Annotated in this window: 14 protein-coding genes and 5 pseudogenes; 8 read left to right on the top strand and 11 right to left on the bottom strand. The window is 32.9% G+C overall.

Annotated elements, in window-relative coordinates; genetic code table 11:
• Positions 1-98 precede the first annotated feature (98 nt).
• Genes DQN38_RS06125 through efp form a run of 4 tightly spaced genes read left to right on the top strand, consistent with a single transcriptional unit; the run spans position 99 to position 4418 of the window.
• Positions 99-1772, top strand: a complete 1674-nt coding sequence (locus DQN38_RS06125; protein ID WP_111738216.1) for a 30S ribosomal protein S1 — start codon at positions 99-101, stop codon at positions 1770-1772.
• A 7-nt stretch (positions 1773-1779) separates the two neighbouring features.
• Positions 1780-2253 (top strand): hypothetical protein, encoded by a 474-nt coding sequence (locus DQN38_RS06120; RefSeq protein ID WP_065844101.1) that lies wholly within the window; start codon positions 1780-1782, stop codon positions 2251-2253.
• Between the two features lie 3 nt (positions 2254-2256).
• Positions 2257-3834 (top strand): phosphoglycerate dehydrogenase, encoded by a 1578-nt coding sequence (gene serA, locus DQN38_RS06115; RefSeq protein WP_065844102.1) that lies wholly within the window; start codon positions 2257-2259, stop codon positions 3832-3834.
• A gap of 14 nt (positions 3835-3848) precedes the next feature.
• Complete coding sequence (efp, locus tag DQN38_RS06110; protein WP_002850016.1) at positions 3849-4418, top strand: elongation factor P; 570 nt, start codon at positions 3849-3851, stop codon at positions 4416-4418.
• A gap of 31 nt (positions 4419-4449) precedes the next feature.
• Here efp and DQN38_RS09145 read toward each other — a convergent pair whose 3' ends face one another.
• Positions 4450-4689, bottom strand: a complete 240-nt coding sequence (locus DQN38_RS09145; RefSeq protein WP_257719961.1) for a SelT/SelW/SelH family (seleno)protein — start codon at positions 4687-4689, stop codon at positions 4450-4452.
• Between the two features lie 171 nt (positions 4690-4860).
• Positions 4861-5052, bottom strand: a pseudogene (locus DQN38_RS09205) (Rdx family protein); the annotation flags it as partial.
• Between the two features lie 158 nt (positions 5053-5210).
• On the opposite strand from DQN38_RS09205, the gene DQN38_RS06100 reads away from it, so the two are divergent.
• Positions 5211-5750 (top strand): DJ-1 family glyoxalase III, encoded by a 540-nt coding sequence (locus DQN38_RS06100; protein WP_065844244.1) that lies wholly within the window; start codon positions 5211-5213, stop codon positions 5748-5750.
• Positions 5751-5861: 111 nt separating this feature from the next.
• Here the strand turns inward: DQN38_RS06100 and DQN38_RS06095 are convergent, their stop codons facing one another.
• The 7 genes and pseudogenes from DQN38_RS06095 to DQN38_RS09310 form a co-directional block, all read right to left on the bottom strand.
• Entirely contained in the window at positions 5862-7685 is a 1824-nt protein-coding gene (locus DQN38_RS06095; RefSeq protein WP_002850011.1) for an ammonia-forming cytochrome c nitrite reductase subunit c552, read from the bottom strand.
• A 15-nt stretch (positions 7686-7700) separates the two neighbouring features.
• Positions 7701-8201: a cytochrome c nitrite reductase small subunit gene (gene nrfH / locus DQN38_RS06090; protein WP_002850009.1), complete on the bottom strand. Its 501-nt coding sequence runs from the start codon at positions 8199-8201 to the stop codon at positions 7701-7703.
• A gap of 249 nt (positions 8202-8450) precedes the next feature.
• Positions 8451-9926 (bottom strand): sodium/proline symporter PutP, encoded by a 1476-nt coding sequence (putP, locus tag DQN38_RS06085; RefSeq protein ID WP_002850007.1) that lies wholly within the window; start codon positions 9924-9926, stop codon positions 8451-8453.
• Between the two features lie 3 nt (positions 9927-9929).
• Positions 9930-10160: pseudogene (locus DQN38_RS09325) on the bottom strand (hypothetical protein); the annotation flags it as partial.
• 176 nt (positions 10161-10336) lie between these two features.
• Positions 10337-10445, bottom strand: a pseudogene (locus tag DQN38_RS09320) (hypothetical protein); the annotation flags it as partial.
• Positions 10446-10567: 122 nt separating this feature from the next.
• A pseudogene (locus DQN38_RS09315) lies at positions 10568-11882 on the bottom strand (aldehyde dehydrogenase family protein); the annotation flags it as partial.
• A gap of 68 nt (positions 11883-11950) precedes the next feature.
• A pseudogene (locus DQN38_RS09310) lies at positions 11951-13433 on the bottom strand (proline dehydrogenase family protein); the annotation flags it as partial.
• 386 nt (positions 13434-13819) lie between these two features.
• On the opposite strand from DQN38_RS09310, the gene DQN38_RS06075 reads away from it, so the two are divergent.
• Both DQN38_RS06075 and dnaE read left to right on the top strand, forming a co-directional pair.
• The gene (locus DQN38_RS06075) at positions 13820-14065 is read left to right on the top strand and encodes an RNA-binding regulator (RefSeq protein WP_024305159.1); all 246 of its coding nucleotides are present in this window, start codon (positions 13820-13822) and stop codon (positions 14063-14065) included.
• A gap of 103 nt (positions 14066-14168) precedes the next feature.
• Complete coding sequence (gene dnaE / locus DQN38_RS06070) at positions 14169-18164, top strand: DNA polymerase III subunit alpha (RefSeq protein WP_038453838.1); 3996 nt, start codon at positions 14169-14171, stop codon at positions 18162-18164.
• On the opposite strand, the gene DQN38_RS06065 is transcribed toward dnaE, so the two are convergent.
• Both DQN38_RS06065 and DQN38_RS06060 read right to left on the bottom strand, forming a co-directional pair.
• Positions 18151-19152 (bottom strand): sensor histidine kinase, encoded by a 1002-nt coding sequence (locus tag DQN38_RS06065; protein ID WP_002850001.1) that lies wholly within the window; start codon positions 19150-19152, stop codon positions 18151-18153. The two genes, dnaE and DQN38_RS06065, sit on opposite strands and share 14 nt — an antisense overlap.
• Entirely contained in the window at positions 19145-19915 is a 771-nt protein-coding gene (locus tag DQN38_RS06060) for a DUF234 domain-containing protein (protein ID WP_152789355.1), read from the bottom strand. Before DQN38_RS06060 ends, DQN38_RS06065 begins: the two co-directional genes overlap by 8 nt.
• A gap of 185 nt (positions 19916-20100) precedes the next feature.
• Between DQN38_RS06060 and DQN38_RS06055 the strand changes: the two genes are divergently transcribed.
• Complete coding sequence (locus DQN38_RS06055) at positions 20101-21381, top strand: aminotransferase class V-fold PLP-dependent enzyme (RefSeq protein ID WP_002849997.1); 1281 nt, start codon at positions 20101-20103, stop codon at positions 21379-21381.
• The last annotated feature ends 31 nt before the right edge of the window (positions 21382-21412 follow it).

The following is a 21412-nucleotide window of genomic DNA, read 5'->3' as shown; positions in this document are numbered from 1 at the left end:
TTCATATAGTTAATGTAATTCAAAGCTAAAATGAGATACAATCTGATACTTGTAGTCAATAGTGACACTAAGGAAAATCTATAGATAAAAGGACCAAGATGGCTGAGGTGAACAAGATTGTTCGTAATGACATGAGCGATAAAATTGATGTTGAGGAAGATTTTGCCGCTATGTTTGAGGAGTCTTTAAAGGCTGAAGAAAGTACTATTTGTGATGGTGTCATCGTTAATATAAAAGATGACGAGGTTTTTGTTGATGTTCGTAAAAAATCAGAAGGTGTGATGAATATATCTGAGATTACGGATGACAGTGGTAGTTTGCTATATAATATAGGCGATACAATCAAAGTTGCTATAACAGGTTCAAGAAATGGTAGACCTATAGTTTCTCATAAAAAAGCTCTTAGAAAAGAAAAAGTAAAAACTTTTATTGACAATTTTGATGAAAATGCTGAGAATATTTATGATATTAAAATAATCTCTAAAAACAAAGGCGGTTTCGTAGCTATAAGCGAAGATGGCATTGAATTTTTTATGCCAAAATCACAAAGTGGCTTTAGAGATTCAAATCAAGTTATGAATAAAACATTTAAGGCTAAGGTTTTAAAAGTAGATAAAAATGATCAAAGCATCATTGTATCTCGTAAAAAATTACTTGATGAAGATAGAAGAAAACGCAAAGAAGCTATAGCAAATATCATTGATAATACAGATATTATTGAAGGTACAATCAAAAAAATCACAACTTATGGTATGTTTGTTGATGTAGGCGGTATAGATGGTTTAGTTCATTATAGCGAAATCAGTTACAAAGGTCCGGTAAATCCAAACACTCTTTATAAAGAGGGTGATAAAGTTGACGTTAAGATTATAAAATACGATAACGATAAAAAACATCTTTCATTATCTATAAAAGCAGCTACTCCAGATCCTTGGGATGAGATAAAAGATGGTCTTGAAGTTGGTGACACTATAAAAGTTATAGTTAGCAATATCGAGCCTTATGGTGCTTTTGTTGATTTAGGAAATGATATCGAAGGATTTTTGCATATTAGTGAAATTTCTTGGGATAAAAATATAAAAAATCCAAAAGATTTTATAAAAGAAAATGAAGAGTTAGATGTTGAAGTTATTGAAATTGATGTAAATGAGAGAAGACTTAGAGTTAGTCTTAAAAATTTACTTCCAAAGCCGTTTGACGAGTTTAGTTCTAAATTTAAAGAAGGAGATATCGTAAAAGGTGTTGTTACGACTCTAACAAATTTTGGAGCATTCGTACGTGTTGGAGCTCTTGAAGGTCTATTGCATAATGAAGATTCATCTTGGGATAGAAATGATAAATGTAAAGATATACTAAAAACAGGCGATGAAATAGATGTTAAGATTATAAAAATAGATGATAAAAATCAAAAGATATCTCTTAGCCAAAAAGATTTAAAAGATAGCCCTGTAACGCAATATGCTAAAGTTCATTCGGTTGGAGATATCGTAACTGGTACTGTAAGGGATATTAAAGATTTTGGTATTTTTGTTAGCCTTGAGGGTAATGTTGATGCTCTTATAAGAAAAGAAGATATCGGTTCTCTTGATCCTCTTACACTAAAAGCCGGTGATAAAATAGAGGCTGCGATAGCTTTCATAGATGAGAAGAAAAATAGAATTAGATTGAGCGTAAAAAGACTTGCTAGACAAAAAGAGCGAGAAGTTTTAAACGAAATAAATGATGATGATAAAATGACGCTCGGCGATATTATAAAAGAGCAGTTAGCTTAATTCACCTATGAGATTAAATAGTCTCTTTATAGTATTTATTATACTTTTACTACTCGTTTTAAGCGGCGGAGCACTTCTTTGGAAATTTTCTCAAGTAGGAGCTCCTCATACGGCCGCTGTACAAAACATTAGTAATGATTTAGGTTATTCGTATAAAGAGGCTGGAAATTGGTTTGAAAAAATTGCCGCTTTTACAAAGAACGACTCTATTTTACCTACAAATTTAATGTTTATCGAAATAAACGATAATGCTAAATTTGATCAGTCACAAAAATATTTTGAACTTGTTATAGATAGATGTGATTTCTACTCTGTATTTTGTATAACTAGAGTTGCTAATGAGTTCAAAGTAAATTTAACCATAGTAAAAAAGGGTGACGATGCTATTATACATCTCAATACGGACGATAAAAAAGCAGCACAGGATATAGTTTCAAATTTAAAAAAATACAATATTCATTCTAAGATAAAGGAAGATTGAATTATGAAAACAGTTATAGTTTGCGATGCAATACATCCGGTTGGTTTTGAGCTATTAAATGCGCAGAGCGATTTGCGTGTAATTGATGCAGTAGATCTGCCTAAAGATAAACTTTTAGATATTTTACCTCAGGCCGATGTGGCAATCACTAGAAGTTCTACTGATTGCGGTGATAAATTTATCGCGGCTTGTAAGAATTTAAAAGCGCTTGTTAGGGCTGGAGTAGGCGTAGATAATGTAGATATAGACGGCTGTTCTAAAAAAGGGATTATCGTAATGAATGTCCCTACGGCAAACACTATAGCCGCAGTTGAAATGACTATGTGCCACTTATTAAATAGTGCAAGAAAATATATAAATTCAGTTAATGATTTGCAGCAAAACAGAACTTGGAAACGAGAAAAATGGTACGGAAATGAGCTCTACGGAAAGACTCTTGGCGTAATCGGATTTGGAAATATAGGCTCAAGAGTAGCTTTTAGAAGTCTTGCTTTTGGTATGAAAGTTATAGCTTATGATCCATATATCGATCCTAGTAAAGCTACTGATATGGGCGTTACTTATACTATGAATTTCGATGATATTTTAGCATGTGATTTTATTACTATCCATACTCCAAAAAATAAAGAAACAGTAGATATGATCGGTGACGAAGAGATCTCTAAAATGAAAAATGGAGTTCGTTTGATAAACTGTGCCAGGGGAGGACTGTATAACGAAGATTCGCTTTTAAAAGGTTTACAAAGCGGAAAGATATCTTACGCAGGGATTGATGTATTTGTTAAAGAACCTGCCATAAACCATCCTTTGCTTGATCTTGAAAATGTAAGTGCTACTCCTCATCTCGGTGCAAATACATACGAATCTCAAAAAAATATAGCGATTGCGGCAGCCGAACAAGCTATAAGCGCAGCTAAAGGAATTTGTTACCCAAATGCGCTAAATTTGCCTATCAAAACAGAAGATTTACCTCCTTTTGTTGCTCCTTATGTAGAGCTTATATCTAAAATGTCATACTTTGGAGCCCAGCTAAATAAAAAACCTATAAAAGCTATTAGGATAGAGGCCGAAGGATCTATCGCAGAGTATGCAAATTCAATGCTTACTTTTGCTATAGTTGGTTGCCTTAAAGAGACTTTGGGCGATACTATAAATTATGTAAATGCTAAATTTAAAGCCGAAGAAAAAGGCGTCGAAGTATCTGCAACTACTTTACCAGAAAGCGGATACAAAAACAAATTAACAGTTAAAATCATAACAGATAAAGATGCTACTGCCATAAGCGGAACTGTTTTTGGCGAGACTGAACAAAGAATAGTAAATGTTAATGGATTTAAGACTGATTTTAAGCCAAAAGGCAGAATGATAGTATTTAAAAATACAGATGTACCAGGCGTTATCAGCTCTATCAGCTCTATATTGGCCGAAGAGAAAATAAATATAGCAGACTTTAGGCTTGGTCGCGATGATAATGGTTTTGCTTTGGCGGTTATATTAGTCGACGATGATATTAAAAAAGATATTTTAGCAAAGCTAAATGCACTAGAAACTTGTGTTTGGGCTGAATACGCAGTATTATAATTTAAGGAGAATATATGGCTTCATATTCAATGGGTGATTTAAAAAAAGGTTTAAAGATAGAGTTAGACGGCGTTCCATATAAAATAGTTGAGTATCAACATGTAAAGCCTGGAAAAGGCGCCGCATTTGTTAGAGTAAAAATTAAGTCTTTTGTAAATGGAAAAGTTTTAGAAAAAACTTTTCATGCGGGGGATAAATGCGAATCTCCAAATTTAGTAGAAAAAGAGATGCAATACCTTTATGATGATGGAGAATTTTGTCAATTTATGGATGTTGAGAGCTATGAGCAAGTTGCTATATCTGATGAAGATATCGGCGAGGCAAAAAAATGGATGATAGATGGGATGATGGTTCAAATTTTATTTCATAACGGTAAAGCTATTGGTGTTGAAGTGCCTCAAGTAGTGGAGTTGAAAATTGTTGAAACTCAGCCAAACTTCAAAGGCGATACTCAAGGAAGTAATAAAAAACCAGCCACATTAGAGAGTGGTGCCGTAGTTCAGATACCGTTTCACGTATTAGAAGGCGAAGTTATTCGCGTTGATACCGTGCGAGGCGAGTATATAGAAAGAGCAAACAAATAGATTAAAAGCCCTATATTAGGGCTTTTAGTTTTTATATATTAAATTCTTTTTTTATAATTTCAGTTACTTCTCCAGCATCTGGAAATCTAGGTCTTGGAAAATCATGATTATTATAAATCACCTTTCCATCAACTTCAACTATAAAATCGCCTTTGTTGCCTATCTCTTTAGAAACTTCCACACCAGGAAAATTGTTTATTAGCTCATCTTCTAACCTAGAAGCTTTTGGACGGAAATTTCAAGAGTTACAGTAAAATATTTTTATTTGCATCACTTATCCTTTATGAAAATATTTTGTTATAATAGCATAATATGCATAAATATTTTATAATATTTAATATAATTTTTTGATATATATTTAATATAATAATAAATTATCATTATCAAAAAGGCTATTTAAATTTAAATAGCCTTTGAATTACAATTCAAAGGCTTTGTTATATTAGAGATTAAATTCTCTTATGATTGTAGCAGTTATCTCTCCATTGTCTGGAAATTTCGGTCTAGGGAAACTATTATAGTCATAAATTAGTTTTCCATCAGCTTCAACTTTAAAACCGCCTTTTTCGCCAACCTCTTTAGAAACTTTCGCACTAGGGAAATTCTTGTTTAATTCGTCTTCTACACTAGAAGCTTTTGTGAGAAAGTTAACTCAAGAGTTGCAGTAAAATATTTTTACTTCCATACTAAATCCTTTCATAAGATATCAAATATAATAGCACAATGCATAAAAATATTGTGTGATATTTGCTACAATTGGCTATAATTTTTTAATTCATATAAGGAGTATTAATGAAAGTAGCTGTTATGTTAGTAGATGGATTTGAAGAGATTGAGGCAACAACTATTATCGATGTGCTAAGAAGAGCAGGTATAGACGCCGTATTTGTTGGGCTAAATAGTGATACGGCTATCGGTGCTCATAATGTTAGTATGAAAGCCGATGTTGCTTTCGACGATATCAATTTTGATAATTTTGATATGATAGTTTTACCGGGCGGACTTCCTGGAGCCGAATATTTAGCTAAAAGTGAAAAACTTCAAAAAGTTTTAAAAGATTTTGATGAGAAGGATAAATTTATAGGAGCCATTTGCGCCGCGCCATGGGCTCTTAGTACCTCCAATGTTTTGGGAGATAGTTATACTTGCTATCCCGGTTTTGAAAAAGTAGTTGCAAAAGGCGGCTATGTATCAGATAAAAATGTTGTTATAGATGGGAATATCATTACTTCTAAAGGACCTGCTACTGCTATGGAATTTGCTTTAGAGTTAGTTAAAGTTTTACAAGGCAATGAAAAATATATAGAAGTAAAAGACGGACTTTTATTTTGATACGAATTTAAAAACTAAAAAGAAATTTTGTAGTTATATAAATTTGATTATCTAAATAAATTTTTAAAGCCAGACCTCATATGAAGTCTGGCAAAATCAGCTTTTAAGAGCTTATTTTTTATCTACAACGTTATAGTTGTATGGTTTTAAATTCTTATCATCTTCTATAAGATTAGAAGGTGGATTTCCGTTTATATAGTCATGCTCATAGTATCTATCGCCTGCTTTATGTCCGTTTAGATCTACTTTATAGCGTATCTCGCCCGGATTTAGTTTTTGCATATCTTCAAAACCGAGATTAGATGTTTTGAAGCCGGTTATACCGTTTTTAGCAGCGATTTGCACAAGCTGAGTTTGACCTTGTCTAGCCATATCCACAGATTGAAGAAGCATTCTCGAAGCCTCTCTTGGGTTATGGAATCCAGTAGAGTTCTCAGCGCCGACAAAGTCAGCTCTCATTTGAGATTTTCTATGAAGTTCTAGGACGTCTTTTAGTTCAGCAGAAATTTTACCTTCATCAGCCTTACCGTCTTTTTGGAATGCCGGCATAGCACTTAAAGCGTCTCTTAGATTTTTGATATCTGTTATAAGACTTACGATGCTGTATTCAGCTGTTCTAAGATCAAACGCTACAGAGTTTTGGATATCTTTTATCTGTGATTTTAGATAATCTTCACTTTGAGTATGGCAAGTTTTACAAGCCGCATTTATGTTTGCAAGCGGAGATGTAACATTGTGATTTGTCATTTTCTTAGAACCTTTTCTGATATAAGGCATATGACAATCAGCGCAGCTTACGCCGTTTGCGGCATGTACGCCGCCGCTATATAGCTCGTACTCTGGGTGTTGGATTTTTAGCATAGGAGCTTTTGTTATTTTATGAGGCCAGTCTTTATCAAATACACCGCGTACCGCTTCATAATGATCATCGAACATTTCAATTCTAAATGGAGTTCCTTTTTTCCAGTACGACCAAGGGTATATAAGCTCTATACCATCAACTTCGATCTGTGTAGGTTTATTTCCGTCTCTCCAAGAATCAAATTCGTCATAAGTTTTTTGTTTTCCGTTCCACCATGTTTTAGTAGCGTCTTTTGCTATGCTCTCACCCATTACTTTTACTTTTTCACCAGTAGGTTTAAAGTAATACTCGACGTGACATTGTGCACAAACTAGAGTTCTCATCTCTTCTCTAGTGGCTTTTACGCCTTGTTCTTTGTCTGCTTCATAACCTCTCATGATTAAAGAGTTTATAGCTGCTTGTCTAGTAAGTCTTAGGCTCATATCTTTTGGATTGTGACAATCAGCACATGTTAAGCCCATTCTTTTACCACCGTGAGGACCGCTGTGTTCAACAGAGTTTTCTTCCATACCATTTACTGCTGGAACGTTTTTTATCATAGTCCAGTATTTTGTAGAGTTAAATGCTATCCAGTCGCCTTTTGCAGCATTTTTGTATAGCCAAGGAGACCAGCCGCTATGACAGTTCATACATGCAGCAGGTTGTCCGCCAAATGCTGCAAATCCGTGTGCATTTAAAAAGTCTTTGTTGTTTCTTGCTGTGTCCATTTGGTCGACTTGAACCCAGAAGTGACCTCTTTCTTCATTTGCGTCTATAGAAAACGGATATCCGGCCCATAACATAGTAAGTTGTGGATAGCGTATAAGCTTAGAGTAAGCTAAGTTACCTCCGAACTCGGTACTAACAGGTTTTTCTGTTTCTACAGTTAAGTACATATCAAGATAATCTGGGAAGTTTTTACCCCAATGATCGAAAGTAGGGTTATTATCGCTAAGCTCTACAAATTCCTTAGAGGCTATGCCTCCTGTACCTTCATTTTGTTTTTTACTAATATCTTTATTTAGCATCAATACTGCTGCTATCGCTATGATAACAACAATAATTGCAAAATAGATAACACCTTTTTTATTCATATTTTCTCCTTTATTTTAAAATCCTCTTTTATGTCCGACACCGGTATGACATGATACGCAGCTTAGAGATCTGTCATTGTGTGGATTTGTTGTTGAGTTGATCACGTTAGATGCTATTTCTGTGTGGCACTCGATACAGTTATTTTGCACCATCATTTTACTGTTGTTGGTTGCGCTTAAATTTGTCGGTAACTCATCTAATTTAAATGTAAATGAGTAAGCATGGCTCAAACCGCTTTTGCCTTTTGCGATCCATTTATCTATGAAATTATGCGGTAAATGGCAGTCTACACAGCTTGCTCTTGGCTTGCCCGCGACTTTTTTAGAGTGTGGCGCATTTAGATAGTCGTTATATACGTCATTCATTATATGACAGTTATTACAGGATTTACTATCGTTGCTAAAGTATGAAGTACCTTTGGCGTTATAAAACGTATAAAAGCCTACGCCAAATAGGACAAATAGCAACACGATAAACACGCCAAAAAGATTTGTAAATGCTTTGCATTGTCTCAAATTCGATTCCCTCCTTTTTGTTTAATTTTTATTTGTTAATTATTTTATACAAATAAGTTTTAAAATTTATTTAATTTTATACTTAATATTAAATAATAATTTAAATTAGTGGCTAATATATGCAGAAAATAGTGATTATTAGGGAATTATAGATATTAAATTCGAATCTTAAATTTACAAATATTTTTTAAATTTTTAATATTTATCTATAAAATAGTATCACCAAAATCGGTGATACTAGATATATTGTTATAACTCTTTAATCATAGTTTCATAAGCTGCTTTTGTACCGGGCCTTACTTTTGTACATAAACTTACTACAATGATCGCCAAAGATGCAAATATAAATCCGGGAACTATCTCATAAATATCTAAATATGCAGATAAAAAGTTTTTATAAACTACTACTGTTATAGCTCCTACTATCATACCCGCTATAGCTCCTAGTCTAGTCATATTACTCCAAAACAGCGAGAATAGCATAACGCTTCCAAAACTAGCGCCAAATCCAGCCCAAGCGTAAGCTACTATAGATAATATGCTCGAGTTTTTATCTGTTGATATGATAAAAGCTACTAGAGCGACTATCAGTACTCCTACTCTTCCTAAGTTCATAACTGTTTTTGAAGACGCTGTTTTATTAAATATCCTTCTGTAAAAATCCTCGGCTATAGTAGAGCTAGATACCAAAAGCTGAGAACTTGCTGTACTCATAATCGCAGCCAAAATAGCTGAAAGAAGTATACCGCTTATCCAAGGATTAAAAAGCAGTTGACTCATCACGATAAATATTTTTTCAGGATCACTCAAACTAAGATTAAATTTATAAACGTAAGCTATTCCCACAACTCCTATAAGGCAAGCCCCAATCAGAGAAATAACCATCCAAGATATGCCTATAAAAGTAGCAGTGGGTATATCTTTGACAGATCTTATAGACATAAAACGTACTAATATATGAGGCTGTCCAAAATACCCAAGTCCCCAAGCAAGAGTTGATATCAGTCCAAGAACGCCTATGCCTTCATTCATTAAAAGTGCCCCCGGTTTTATATTTTCTATTATATTAATAGCTTCACCAAAACCGCCTATATGATAGATCATAGCTATGGGGACTATGATCAGAGCCGACATCATAAGCAGACCTTGCACAAGATCTGTCCAACAAACAGCTTTATATCCACCTAAAAATGTGTATATAACTATGATTAGAGTACCTGTTGTCAAAGCATTTTCGTATGCAAAACCGAATGTTGTTTCAAAAAGCTTAGCTCCTCCGACTAATCCTGCCGATACGTAAAATGTAAAGAATATCAAAATGACGATAGCACAAAGTATCCTTAAAATATGAGATTTATCATCAAATCTCGTTTCAAAATAATCAGGTATAGTGATAGAATTTGCTACTACGCTAGTATAAATTCTAAGCCTTTTTGCTACAAATTTCCAATTTAAAAATGCGCCTACAGTAAGACCTATAGCTATATAGCTTTGTGAAAATCCGCTTACGTACAAAGCTCCAGGAAGCCCCATGAGCAGCCATCCGCTCATATCAGAAGCTCCTGAAGATAGGGCAGATACTGCAGGCCCCATGCTTCTTCCACCTAAAAAGTAGTCTTCTGTGCTTTTATTTTGTTTGAAAAAATAAAATCCTATAAACAACATCAAAGCTGAGTATGCTACAAATGTTACTGCTATTTCTATACTAAAATTTACTGATTCCATGTCTTATCCTTTCATATGTTGTAAAGCTCTTGCGCCTAAATTTCCATATCTGTGATACGAGATACTCAAAGATTTTTCATTGTGGTAGTAAAGCAGCTCAAATCTACCGTTTGATAGAGGTTTGGCATTTGCTATTATCTTTGCATTTTTAGCGGCTTTTTGGTAAACAATATCATTTTTAGATGCTTTACTCAGATATCTTATTCTATCAAATTCATGTATTTTCTTAGAAAAATCTACAATATCTTCTTGTTTTAAATTTAAAGCGATCCCTAAAGCGTCTGCTATTTTTAATACTATTTGTATATTACTATTTTCTTCAAAACTTATATATAAAGGTATTTCTAAAATTTCGTGAGCTATAATGATCGCAAAAATATCTCTTAAACTATCGTCTTTGCTGATTCTGTATCCTGTATTTTTTACTTTTGTGTATGAAAATATATTATCTTCGCCGGTTATATTTACATAGTCTTTTTTGGTTTTAAACTCATTTTCATTATGATAAGCATAGCTTTTAGCTATAAAAGATAGCTCTTTTAAACTTTTCAAAATGTTTGATTCATAACCTTGTATATCTAGTTTTTCTAACTTATCTGATATATCGCACGGTTTTAAATTTATATCGCATCCATCTTCTGTGATATCGGTAAATTGCGTGATATAATTGTATATTCCGACTTTTCTACCAAATCCTATGGCAGACTTTTTAATTCCTCCAAAAGGTTGACGAAGTACGATAGCTCCTGTTGTTGGCTTATTTATATAGATATTTCCAGCTTCTATATTTTGATGAAATACCTCCCACTCTCTTTCATCTAAACTTTCAAATCCGGCCGTAAGTCCATATCCGGTGCTATTTGCTAAGTGCAGGGCATGATTTAGATCTTTTGCGCACATAACCGTTAAAATCGGTGCAAAAAGCTCCGTCATATGCGTAAAATCTCCCTCTTTTGTTCCATATTTTATCGCAGGAGTCATAAAATGCGGATTATCATTTATAAATTGCGGTTTTAATGCCCATTGCTCATAAGATTTTAGCTCATTGATCGCTTTTATCAGTTTTGTGCTTGGTTTGCTAGCTAATGCTGCAAGTTTGTTTTTAAGCTCAAAAGGACTTCCTATTTGTAAAGATGAAGCTGCTTCTACTAAAGATTTTTTAAAATTATTATCGTTATAGACCTCTTCTTCTAGTATCAAAAGTGAAGTTGCGGAGCATTTTTGACCTGAATTTGAAAAAGCCGAATGGATTACGTTTTTTATCGCTTGATCTTTATCTGCCATTTTACTAACTATTGTAGCATTTTTTCCGCCGGTTTCTGCACTTAGCATCAAGCAAGGATTTGCTTCTAGTATAGTTTTCGCCGTATCTTCCGAACCTGTTAGTATAGTAAATTTTATGCTATCGTTTGTTAGTAAATGTTCTGATATCAGTGCTCCTTGCGCAGGTAAAAATATAAGCGCGTCTTTAGGAACTCCAGCCTCCCAAAAGTATTCGCATATTTTATATCCGGTTATGGCTGAAAGACTTGATGGTTTATAAATAACTCTATTTCCTGCTGCAAGAGGAGCTGCTATAGTTCCGGTCGTTATGCCTATAGGGAAATTCCACGGAGCTATAACTACGCCTACGCCTTTTGGTGTAAATTTAATATTTTGATATTCATTTTTTAGCTTTTTTAAAGAGTGTGGATAAAACTCTAAAAAGTCTATAGCTTCGCTTACTTCGGGATCTAGCTCTAAAAATGTTTTGCCTACTTCTAGAGCGGCTATTCCTATAAGATCTCCTCTTTTTTGTCTAAAAATTTCAGCTGCTTTTGATAGTATTTTATAAATTTCATCATGACTTAAATCGCTGTAATTCGACTCATTTGCTGTTTTTAATGCTCTATTTATCTGATCTATATTTGCTAAATGCACGGTTCCTATTTTTCTGTTAAGAAGTTTATCGAAAACTTTATAAGAGTCCATATCATCGGTTTTTAGGATATCTTTTGCTACTGGGTAGATTTCTAAATTTTGCATATTTTCAAATTTAGATTTTATATCTTGTGCCCATTTTCTATTTTTAGCTAAGATAAAATCAGTATCTGGCTCGTTTTCAAACTCATCATATGAACCGTTTGTGTGCGAATTAACGCTTCTATCTTGAGTTCTGCGTGCAGAGTTGTCTATATTTGAAATATTATCTATAGATTTTAAGAATAACTCTTTTTGGGTATTCCACTCGCGGCTTCCTACTTCGAGATTGAAAAAATATCGCATAAAATTATCCGTACTACTGTTTTCATCAAGTCTTCTTACTAGATACGCGACTGCGTTATTAAAATGTTCTTCGCTGCAAACAGGAGCATAAAGTATGATATCATGCAGTTTTGATAGTTCATATGAACATTGGATACTCATACCTTCTAACATCTCAAAGCTAAATGACTCAGTCGCGCCGGCTTCTTTTATTTTGATATAAGCGTGAGCTATCTCAAAGATATTGTGACTAGCGATACCGATATTTATAAATTTGTAATTATCTTTACTTAATACGAAATCAAGCATTTTTTTGTAATTTGAATCCGTATCTATTTTTCTATCAAATGTCGGCAAAGCCCATCCTTTTTGAGAAGATATTGCTTCTTCACTCTGTTTATTTGCACCTTTTACAAGGCGAATTTTTATCGGTGCAAATCCTTTTAAAACGCGCTCTTTAGAGAATTCAAATAATCGTTGTAAGTAGTGATATGAATCTGGAATATAAGCTTGCAATACGATTCCTGCTTTTATATTAAATTTAGAAATACTATCCATAAAAGCTTCTACCGTAAGTTCTAAATCCCTGTATTCTTCCATATCGAGATTTATAAATTTAGAAATTCCGCTTATTTTTTCTTCTTCTAAAGCCAGTTGATAGAGCCTATCTAATCTTTTTACTATCTCTTTTTTAGAGTACTCAAAGTCTATAATGTTTATTTGAGAAAATATAGTAGTTATTTTGATGGAGATATATGTTATATACTTTGATTTTATCGCCTCTTCGTACTTTTGTATTCGGTATAAACTTTCTGCTTCGCTAAGGACTTCTTCCCCAATTAGGTTTATATTTAATGTTATATTATCTTCATTTCTTAGTTTTATATGCTTTTTTAAACTATTTTCGTTGGCATCTAAAACCATATCTTTTGTTTCATTTCTTAAATGAGATATAAAAAACGGAACGCTGATATCAGGCATAAATTTGCCTAAATTTAAAAAAGCTAAAAGCAGAAATCTTTCATAAGAAGTGAAAAAATCCGCTATACCGTATTTGTTTAGCGTGTATTGTATGAGTTCAAAACTGGATTTTTTATCTTTGCATCTAAATGAGCGGTCTAAAAGCTCTATTAACATTACTTTGTTTTGTGGATTTAGCAGAAGTTTTTTCATTTTTTGATGAAAAACTTTTTCGTGCCTAGAGATATTTTGCACAATTTTATTTTGTAGCTCACTTGCCAACTCTATGGTTTTGTTTATCATATTTCCCCCTATATTTTTTTAAGGTATCAATATAAATAATACAAAAAAATATAATAATAAGTAATATTAAATTTAATATTTGAATAAATTTATAAAAATATATGTGTAAATTTGTAACAATATGTGATAAATTTAAAATATATCTTATTTTTTTTGTATAAATTTTATAATATTGCTTTTTATAAGTAATGTATAAATGAAAGTTATTATATAAATATTATTAATATAAAAAGTATAATTTTATATTGCTTTGTAACAAATTTTTACAAATTTTGAAAATATTTACGAAAAGTTTAGATTTACTATAGCTTTTTATGGTTAATTTAGGTATTATTATATCAACCGAATTTATACGGAATAAATAGCAGTAAGGAATAGTAGTTGTGATTAACATTTATGTTGGTAATCTGTCATATCGAATGACAGAGTCTGAGCTTAGAGAAGTTTTTAGTAGTTTTGGTGAAGTTACACGCGCAAAAATTGTAAAAGATAAAGAAACAAATCGTTCTAAAGGTTTTGGATTTGTCGAAATGAGTAGTGATGAACAAGCAAAAAAAGCTATTGAAGGAACCAATGGCAAAGAAGTTGGCGGTAGAGCACTTAGAGTAAATGAGGCTAGACCAAGAGATTAATCTCAAACGGGCTTGTTTCAAGCCCTTTTTTTCTACAAAATTTAATACGAGTAAGCTTTATTTTAGTACTTATATGATACAATTTATCAAATAAGGAAAACTAATGAGCGATTTCACACATTTACATTTACATACCGAATATTCATTGTTAGACGGTGCAAACAAGATAAAAGTTTTAGCCAAAAGATTAAAAGAGCTAAATATAAAATCATGCGCTATAACCGATCACGGAAATATGTATGGGGCGCTTGATTTTTATAAAACTATGAAAGCCGAGGGTATAAAACCTATCATAGGACTTGAAGCTTATATACATAATCACGAAGATATAAGCAACAAAGAGAGTAGGCAGAGATTTCACCTTTGTCTATTTGCTAAAAATGAGGTAGGATATCAAAATCTTATGTATCTTAGCTCAATGTCGTATATAAAAGGATATTACTACTATCCAAGAATCAACAAAAAACTTTTAAGAGAACATAGCGAAGGTTTAGTATGCAGCTCTGCATGCCTTGCTGGAGAAGTAAATTTCCATTTAAATTTGAGTGATAGAAATTTAAAAAGAGGAGCCGGCGGATATGAATCTGCCAAAAGAGTTGCTTTGGAATATAAAGATATATTTGGCGATGATTTTTATCTTGAGATTATGAGACACGGTATAGGTGATCAACAACGAATAGATGATGATATAATCAGGCTTTCTATGGAAACCGGTATAAAACTAATAGCTACAAACGATGCCCATTATACCACAAAAGATAGTGCAGTGGCTCAAAAGATATTTGTATATATCTCAGCAAATAAAAATTTCGATGATAAAGTACGAGAACAAGTTCTAAGCGAGTTTTATGCCAAATCGGCTGATGAGATGAGCGCTATTTTTGCCGATATGCCAGAAGTTATAGAAAATACAAACGAGATAGTAGAAAAGTGCAATTTAGAAATAAAATTAGGAGACGCTACTCCACCAAATTTTAAATTTACTCAAGAATATGCAAAAGAGCGCGGTATAATCCTGCCTCATCCGCAAAATGAATATGATTTAGAAAATGATAGTTTTTTGTTTGAGTATGAGTGCAAACAAGGACTTGAAAAAAGACTCGAGTTTATCGATCCGTCTAAGCATCAAATTTATAAAGATAGATTAGATCTTGAGATAAATACGATAAATAATATGAAATTTCCGGGCTATATGCTTATAGTGGCCGACTTCATAAACGAAGCAAAAAGACGAGGAATTCCAGTAGGTCCTGGGCGTGGAAGTGCAGCTGGAAGCCTTGTAGCTTACGCTCTTCGCATTACTGATATTGATCCGTTGCCTTATAACTTGCTATTTGAAAGATTTTTAAATCCAGAGCGTATAAGTATGCCAGATATCGATGTGGATTTTTGCCAAAATAGGCGAGGGGAAGTTATAGATTACGTCATAGAAAAGTATGGGGAATACAACGTCGCCCAAGTAGCAACATTTGGTAAGCTTTTGGCAAAAGGCGTTATAAGAGACGTTGCAAGAGTTATGGGTATGCCATATTCCGAAGCAGATGCTATGGCAAAACTTATACCAGATGAGTTGGGAATTACTTTAAAAGCGCATAAAAATAAAAAAGGCGATATGGAAGATGGAGCGTTCGAAAAAGAGCCGAAAATAGGTGAACTTATAGCAAAAAATGACTTAGCAAAGCAGGTTTGGGAATATTCTTGTGAGCTTGAAGGATTGAATAGAAACCCCGGAATGCATGCTGCAGGTATTGTTATAAGCAATGAAGAGCTATGGAAAAAGGCTCCTTTGTGGAAACAAAGCAATGCCGAAGCCGGTCATTATGTAACTCAATACACAAAAGATTACCTTGAAGATGTTGATCTTATCAAATTTGACTTCTTGGGACTTAAAACTCTAACAGTAATCGATAATGCAAAAAAACTAATTAAAGAGCGTTTTGGCGTAGATATTTTATGGGAAAAAATAGATTTCAACGATCAAAAAACTTATGAAACTATTCAAAGCGGAAATACTCTGGGTATATTTCAGATAGAGTCAAGCGGTATGCAATCTCTTGCTGCGAAGCTTAGACCGGATTGTTTTGAAGATATCATAGCTATGATAGCGCTTTATCGTCCCGGACCTTTGAATTCCGGAATGGTTGATGATTTTATAGATATTAAGCACGGTAAGAAAAAGATAGAATACGCTTTCGCCGCTTTAAAACCTATACTCGAACCGACGTACGGAGTTATAGTTTATCAAGAGCAAGTTATGCAAGTTGTTCAAACAGTCGGAGGATTTAGCCTTGGAGGCGCGGATCTTGTAAGGCGCGCTATGAGTAAGAAAAAAGAAGATGAAATGTTGCATCTCAAAACTCAGTATTTAGAAGGAGCAAAAAGAAACGGCTTTGATGAAGGCAAAGCAGACGCACTTTTTGAGCTTATTATGAAATTTGCAGAGTATGGATTTAACAAATCCCACTCAGCGGCTTATGCGCTTATAACTTTTCAAACAGCGTATTTAAAAACATATTATCCGGCAGAATTTATGGCTGCTTTGCTTACTAGCGAAGAGAACAATATAGATAAAATTATAAAATATATCGATGAGATAAAAAGACTTAATATAAAGCTACTTCCTCCAAATGTAAATTATTCGGTAAGGGAGTTTAGCGTTATACAAAAAGATGGAAGCGACTCTATTATATACGGCATGGCAGCGATAAAAGGCGTTGGAGTAGGCGCTGTGGAAGATATCATAAAAGCTAGAGAAGACGGTCCTTTTGAAAGCGTTGATAGCTTTATATCAAAAACAGATTGCACGACTGTAAATAGACGCGTTTTTGAATCTCTTATAAAATCTGGCGCATTTGATGACTTTGGTTTTACTAGAAAGATGCTCATACATAATCTAGAAACTATCATAGAAAACTCAAAACGTATATCGGATATCAAAAAGAATGCTACAAATTCTCTATTTAGCGATGATGATAGTATGAGTGAGATAAGCGTTGATCTTGTTAATATCAAAGATGAATTTGATAAAAAAGAGATATTGAAATTCGAGCAAGAGATACTTGGAGTTTATGTTTCGGGTCATCCATTAGACGAGTATAGAGATAAAATAGATAAGATAAATTACACAGTATCAAGTGAATTTGAAAATGTAGAAGATGGAAGTGAGATATTAGTAGTAGGTAAGATAGAAGATACAACTACAAAGATAACAAAAACAGGTAAAAAAATGGCTATCATAAATATCCTTGATATTCATGGGAATATAGAAGCTACCGCATTTGACGAGTATAAAAAAATAGAATCTATGAGTCAAAATGAGCTTGATGAGCCACATGCGTTTAAAATTATTTTAAATAAAGACGGTCAGCAGTTCAAGCTAAAAATAAATGACATAATAAGCCTTGATGATGCTTTATATAAGAGATTTACGCTGAAATCAAGCAAGCTTACGGATGACGAAGTATTTAAATTTCAAAATTATTTTGATACTATCAAGCACGCTACAATAAAAGATATTCCAAATTTAACTAAAGAAAGTGAAATACTTATCATAGGGAAAATGAGTCATATAAATATTAGAACAACTAAAAGCGGTATGGAAATGGCTATATTAAATATAGTTGATATAAGCGGTAATTCCGAGATGATAGCTTTTGATTCTACTAGTAAATTCATAGCCAATATGAGCGAAGATGAACAAGATACAATATACGCTTTTAAAGTTGCTCCAAATAAAGACGCTCAGTCAAAACCTATAATAAATCAGATCATCAGTCTTGATGATGCAAAAGATGGAAATTTCACTCTTAAAACAAATAGAAGACGATATGAGTCTAGAGTGAATGAACAAAGCGCCTCTGCTACTATAATAGGAAAGCTTGAAGTTGATATAGATATTATAAGTTTAGATAAGCAAAAAATAAATTATATTTATCAACTTGCTCACTCTTATCATCAAAAAAATGGAAATAAAAGATTATTACTTAGAATAACTAATAATTACGATAAAGAAGTGATGATTTTCAGCACTGAATTTATTGTTAGTGATGAGTTCAAATCAGAGTTAGATGCTATACTAAACGAAGCTAAGGCAGGCTAATAGTAAATACTTTTGGATCATTTTGCAAAGCAATGCTTCCTTTGTGGGCTGAGATAATCTCTATACTAAGAGCGAGTCCTAGCCCGTTTCCTTTTAATTTTGTCGTTTTAAACGGCTCAAAAACGATATCTTTATCTATTTTTACTCCGCTATCGCTTATATAAAAATTATGTTCATTATTTTCAAATTTATGCTCTATTTTTATCGTTCCGCTTTCGCTTTCATCCTCTTCTATGGCGTCTATAGCATTAAATATAAAATTACTAAAAACCATATCGAGCAGATCCATATCGCCTATGATTTCTGAATTAAATCCACTAAAGACAAACTTAATTTCTTTACTAAAAGCATATTGAGAGATTGCTACTTTACAGTTTTGCTCAAGCTTTTCTAAGTTAAATACCTGCTTGTTTATACATACGCCTTTTGTAAATAGCAGAGTTGCTTTAATGATGCGCTCAACTCTAAAAATAGCTTTTTGTATCTCCTCTATGAGGGGTCTATTTTTGTCATCGGCTCTTTTTAAAAGAGTGCTTGTGAGCAAAGAAATAGATCCTATAGGATTTCTAATCTCATGCGAGAGATGAGCTGCTACTGCTCCCATGGATACGAGTCTTGCACTTCTTTTTTCATCGCTTATATCTGTTGCTAGGATTATTTTATTTCCGTCATTTTGAGTGATTTTTATAGCATAAAATTGCGAGCCAAATTCTACTTCTTGATTTGTTTTTCTAAAATCTATTAAGCTTAAGATATGCTCGTTTTCATCTGCTTTTGCATTTTTTAGTACGGCTTTGCCATCTATATCTATCACCCATAAAGCCGCACCTAAGCTCTCAACGATGTCTTGGATAAATTTTTGTAAATTTGCATATGAAGTGGTTAAAGTTTTATATTCTTTTTCTATAAGATAAGTCTGTTCTATAAGACTTTTTAATCCATCTTGAATATGTTTTGTTTCGCTGTTGTTTGTCAATAATTCACTCATAAATATCCTTAAAATCGTTTATTTCAAATAATAGTATTTTATCATTTTTTAAATTTAAAAGTTCATTGCTAAAGCCTGATTTTGAAAATAGTGCTATTAAATTTGGATTTAAATTTGATCTTTTGCATTTTGCTTGAAGTATATTTAATACATTCTTGCATATTTTTCTATCTTTGTACTTTGCTTCTCCAACTACGGTAAATCCATCGAATTCTACAAAAATATCAATTTCGTTTTCTTTATCCCAGTAGCTTGTAATTAACTCTTTTTGTATATTTAACTCTTTTGCTAAAAGCTCCATACACGCTAGTTCAAAAGGCAGCGAACAGTATAGTTCAAATCCTTGCTTTATTAAATTTAAAACAGTTTCAAACTCATTTTTATCTAATAGTTCTAAATTTGGCTCACAAAATCTAAACCAAAATCTTGTAAAGTTGTTTTTAAAATGTATTTTGTCTTGGACTTGATAGTGTCTTAGTTCTTTTTTGATTTTGTGATGTTTGGTTGATTTCGGTTTTATCTCTCTGGATTTTTCGATTTGTATAATATTTTTTGATAATAAGTTATTTATTATTACGCTTCCTATTCTACGTGGAATTTGCTTTAATGTGTTAAATCGCTTTCTATCGCTTCTTGCAAGTTTTTTGAGAAATATTTTTATCTCTTTATCATTTTCATCAAAATCAAAGTGTTTAGATATATTTTTATAATTACGCAAAATTTCATACTCGATAGCTTCAAAAATATTATCATAATTTTTCAAAATTCTATCAAACACAAAGTAAAACTCAAGTATGTTTTGTACTCCAGTATCGTTGCCGGAGTCTAAAAATTTACTTGTTATAACTATCTCCTCATTGTTTTAGTAATTATACAAAAAACTAGTTTAAATTTGAAATCTTAATCTTGTTTGTTGTATAATTATATAAAAATAATTAGGAAATATTGTTGCTAAATTTAGAAAAAGTAAGAGAAAATATAATTTTAAAAGAGGGGATTTATTATTTTGATTGGACGGCTTCTGGACTTGGATACAAAGGCGTCGAAGATGAAATTTTAAGAGTATTGCATACATATTCGAATACTCATAGTGAATGTAGCGATTGTGCGAAAATTACTACAAATTATTATGAAAATGCTAGAAACGGATTGAAAACGCTTTTGGAAATTAGTGATGATTTTTATCTTTTGCCTTGTGGATTTGGGAGTACCGCAGCCATAAAAAAATTTCAAGAAATTATGGGAATTTATCTTCCTCCTGCGACTAAAACCATACTTCAAAACGTAATTTCAAATTTAAAAAACGACTCTTTACCTCTTGTTATAGTTAGTCCTTATGAACATCATAGCAACGAAGTTAGCTTTAGAAGCGGTCTTTGTGAAATTTATAGAGTTCCTTTAGCTCTTGATGGCGGTATCCACTGGGGTGAGCTAGATAGAGTTTTGAAAATAAATAGAAATAGAAGAATTATAGCGAGTTTTAGCGCTGCTTCAAATGTAACTGGCGTCAAAACCGATATTGCAAATTTATATAAAATGGTAAAGAAATATAACGGTATAGTGGCATTAGACGCTTCAAGTATTTCTCCTTATGAAAATATACCCTGTGATCTATATGATGCACTTTTTATTTCTCCTCATAAACTTTTAGGCGGCGTTGGTAGTTCTGGGCTTTTGGTTATTAAAAAGGAGCTTTGTAGCAGCGCTCAGCCTACATTTGCAGGTGGTGGTACTGTAAGCTATGTAAGTAGAAAAAGCGTAAAATATTTAGATAATGTCGAGCTTTTAGAAGATGCGGGAACCCCTGGAATAATAGAGCTAATAAGAGGTTATCTAGCTTTTAAACTAAGAAACGATATCGGTTTAGATAGGATTAAAAAGATAGAACAGCAGCATCTCGAGTACTTTGAAGATAGTCTAAAAAGTATAAAAAATATGATTTGCTACTGTCCGAAATCCGCTTTAAAACTACCCATATTTTCGTTTAATATAAAAGATATCTCTCCATACGTATTGGCAAATACTTTAAGCGCTAAATTTGGCGTTCAATCACGCGCCGGTTGCGCTTGCGCCGGACCATACGGACACGACTTGCTCGGGCTTAAAGATGATGATGAGTTTTTAAATAAGCCCGGTTTTGTAAGAGTTAGTCTGCACTATACTCATACAAAAGATGATATAGATTATCTTTTAAATTCTATAAAAGAAGCCGTTAAACAAACCATATAAAATTATTAAATTTTTTCTAACTTATGATCAT

It is taken from the genome of Campylobacter fetus subsp. fetus (assembly GCF_900475935.1).
Taxonomy (GTDB): domain Bacteria; phylum Campylobacterota; class Campylobacteria; order Campylobacterales; family Campylobacteraceae; genus Campylobacter; species Campylobacter fetus.
The sequence above is the reverse complement of the archived record's forward strand: the minus strand, read 5'-3'. Positions and strand labels throughout refer to the sequence as shown.

Coding starts and splice junctions, on each gene's coding strand:
- DQN38_RS06125 (WP_111738216.1), top strand. CDS start 99: ATGGCTGAGGTGAACAAGATTGTTCGTAATGACATGAGCGATAAAATT.
- DQN38_RS06120 (WP_065844101.1), top strand. CDS start 1,780: ATGAGATTAAATAGTCTCTTTATAGTATTTATTATACTTTTACTACTC.
- serA (WP_065844102.1), top strand. CDS start 2,257: ATGAAAACAGTTATAGTTTGCGATGCAATACATCCGGTTGGTTTTGAG.
- efp (WP_002850016.1), top strand. CDS start 3,849: ATGGCTTCATATTCAATGGGTGATTTAAAAAAAGGTTTAAAGATAGAG.
- DQN38_RS06100 (WP_065844244.1), top strand. CDS start 5,211: ATGAAAGTAGCTGTTATGTTAGTAGATGGATTTGAAGAGATTGAGGCA.
- DQN38_RS06095 (WP_002850011.1), bottom strand. CDS start 7,685: ATGAATAAAAAAGGTGTTATCTATTTTGCAATTATTGTTGTTATCATA.
- putP (WP_002850007.1), bottom strand. CDS start 9,926: ATGGAATCAGTAAATTTTAGTATAGAAATAGCAGTAACATTTGTAGCA.
- dnaE (WP_038453838.1), top strand. CDS start 14,169: ATGAGCGATTTCACACATTTACATTTACATACCGAATATTCATTGTTA.
- DQN38_RS06065 (WP_002850001.1), bottom strand. CDS start 19,152: ATGAGTGAATTATTGACAAACAACAGCGAAACAAAACATATTCAAGAT.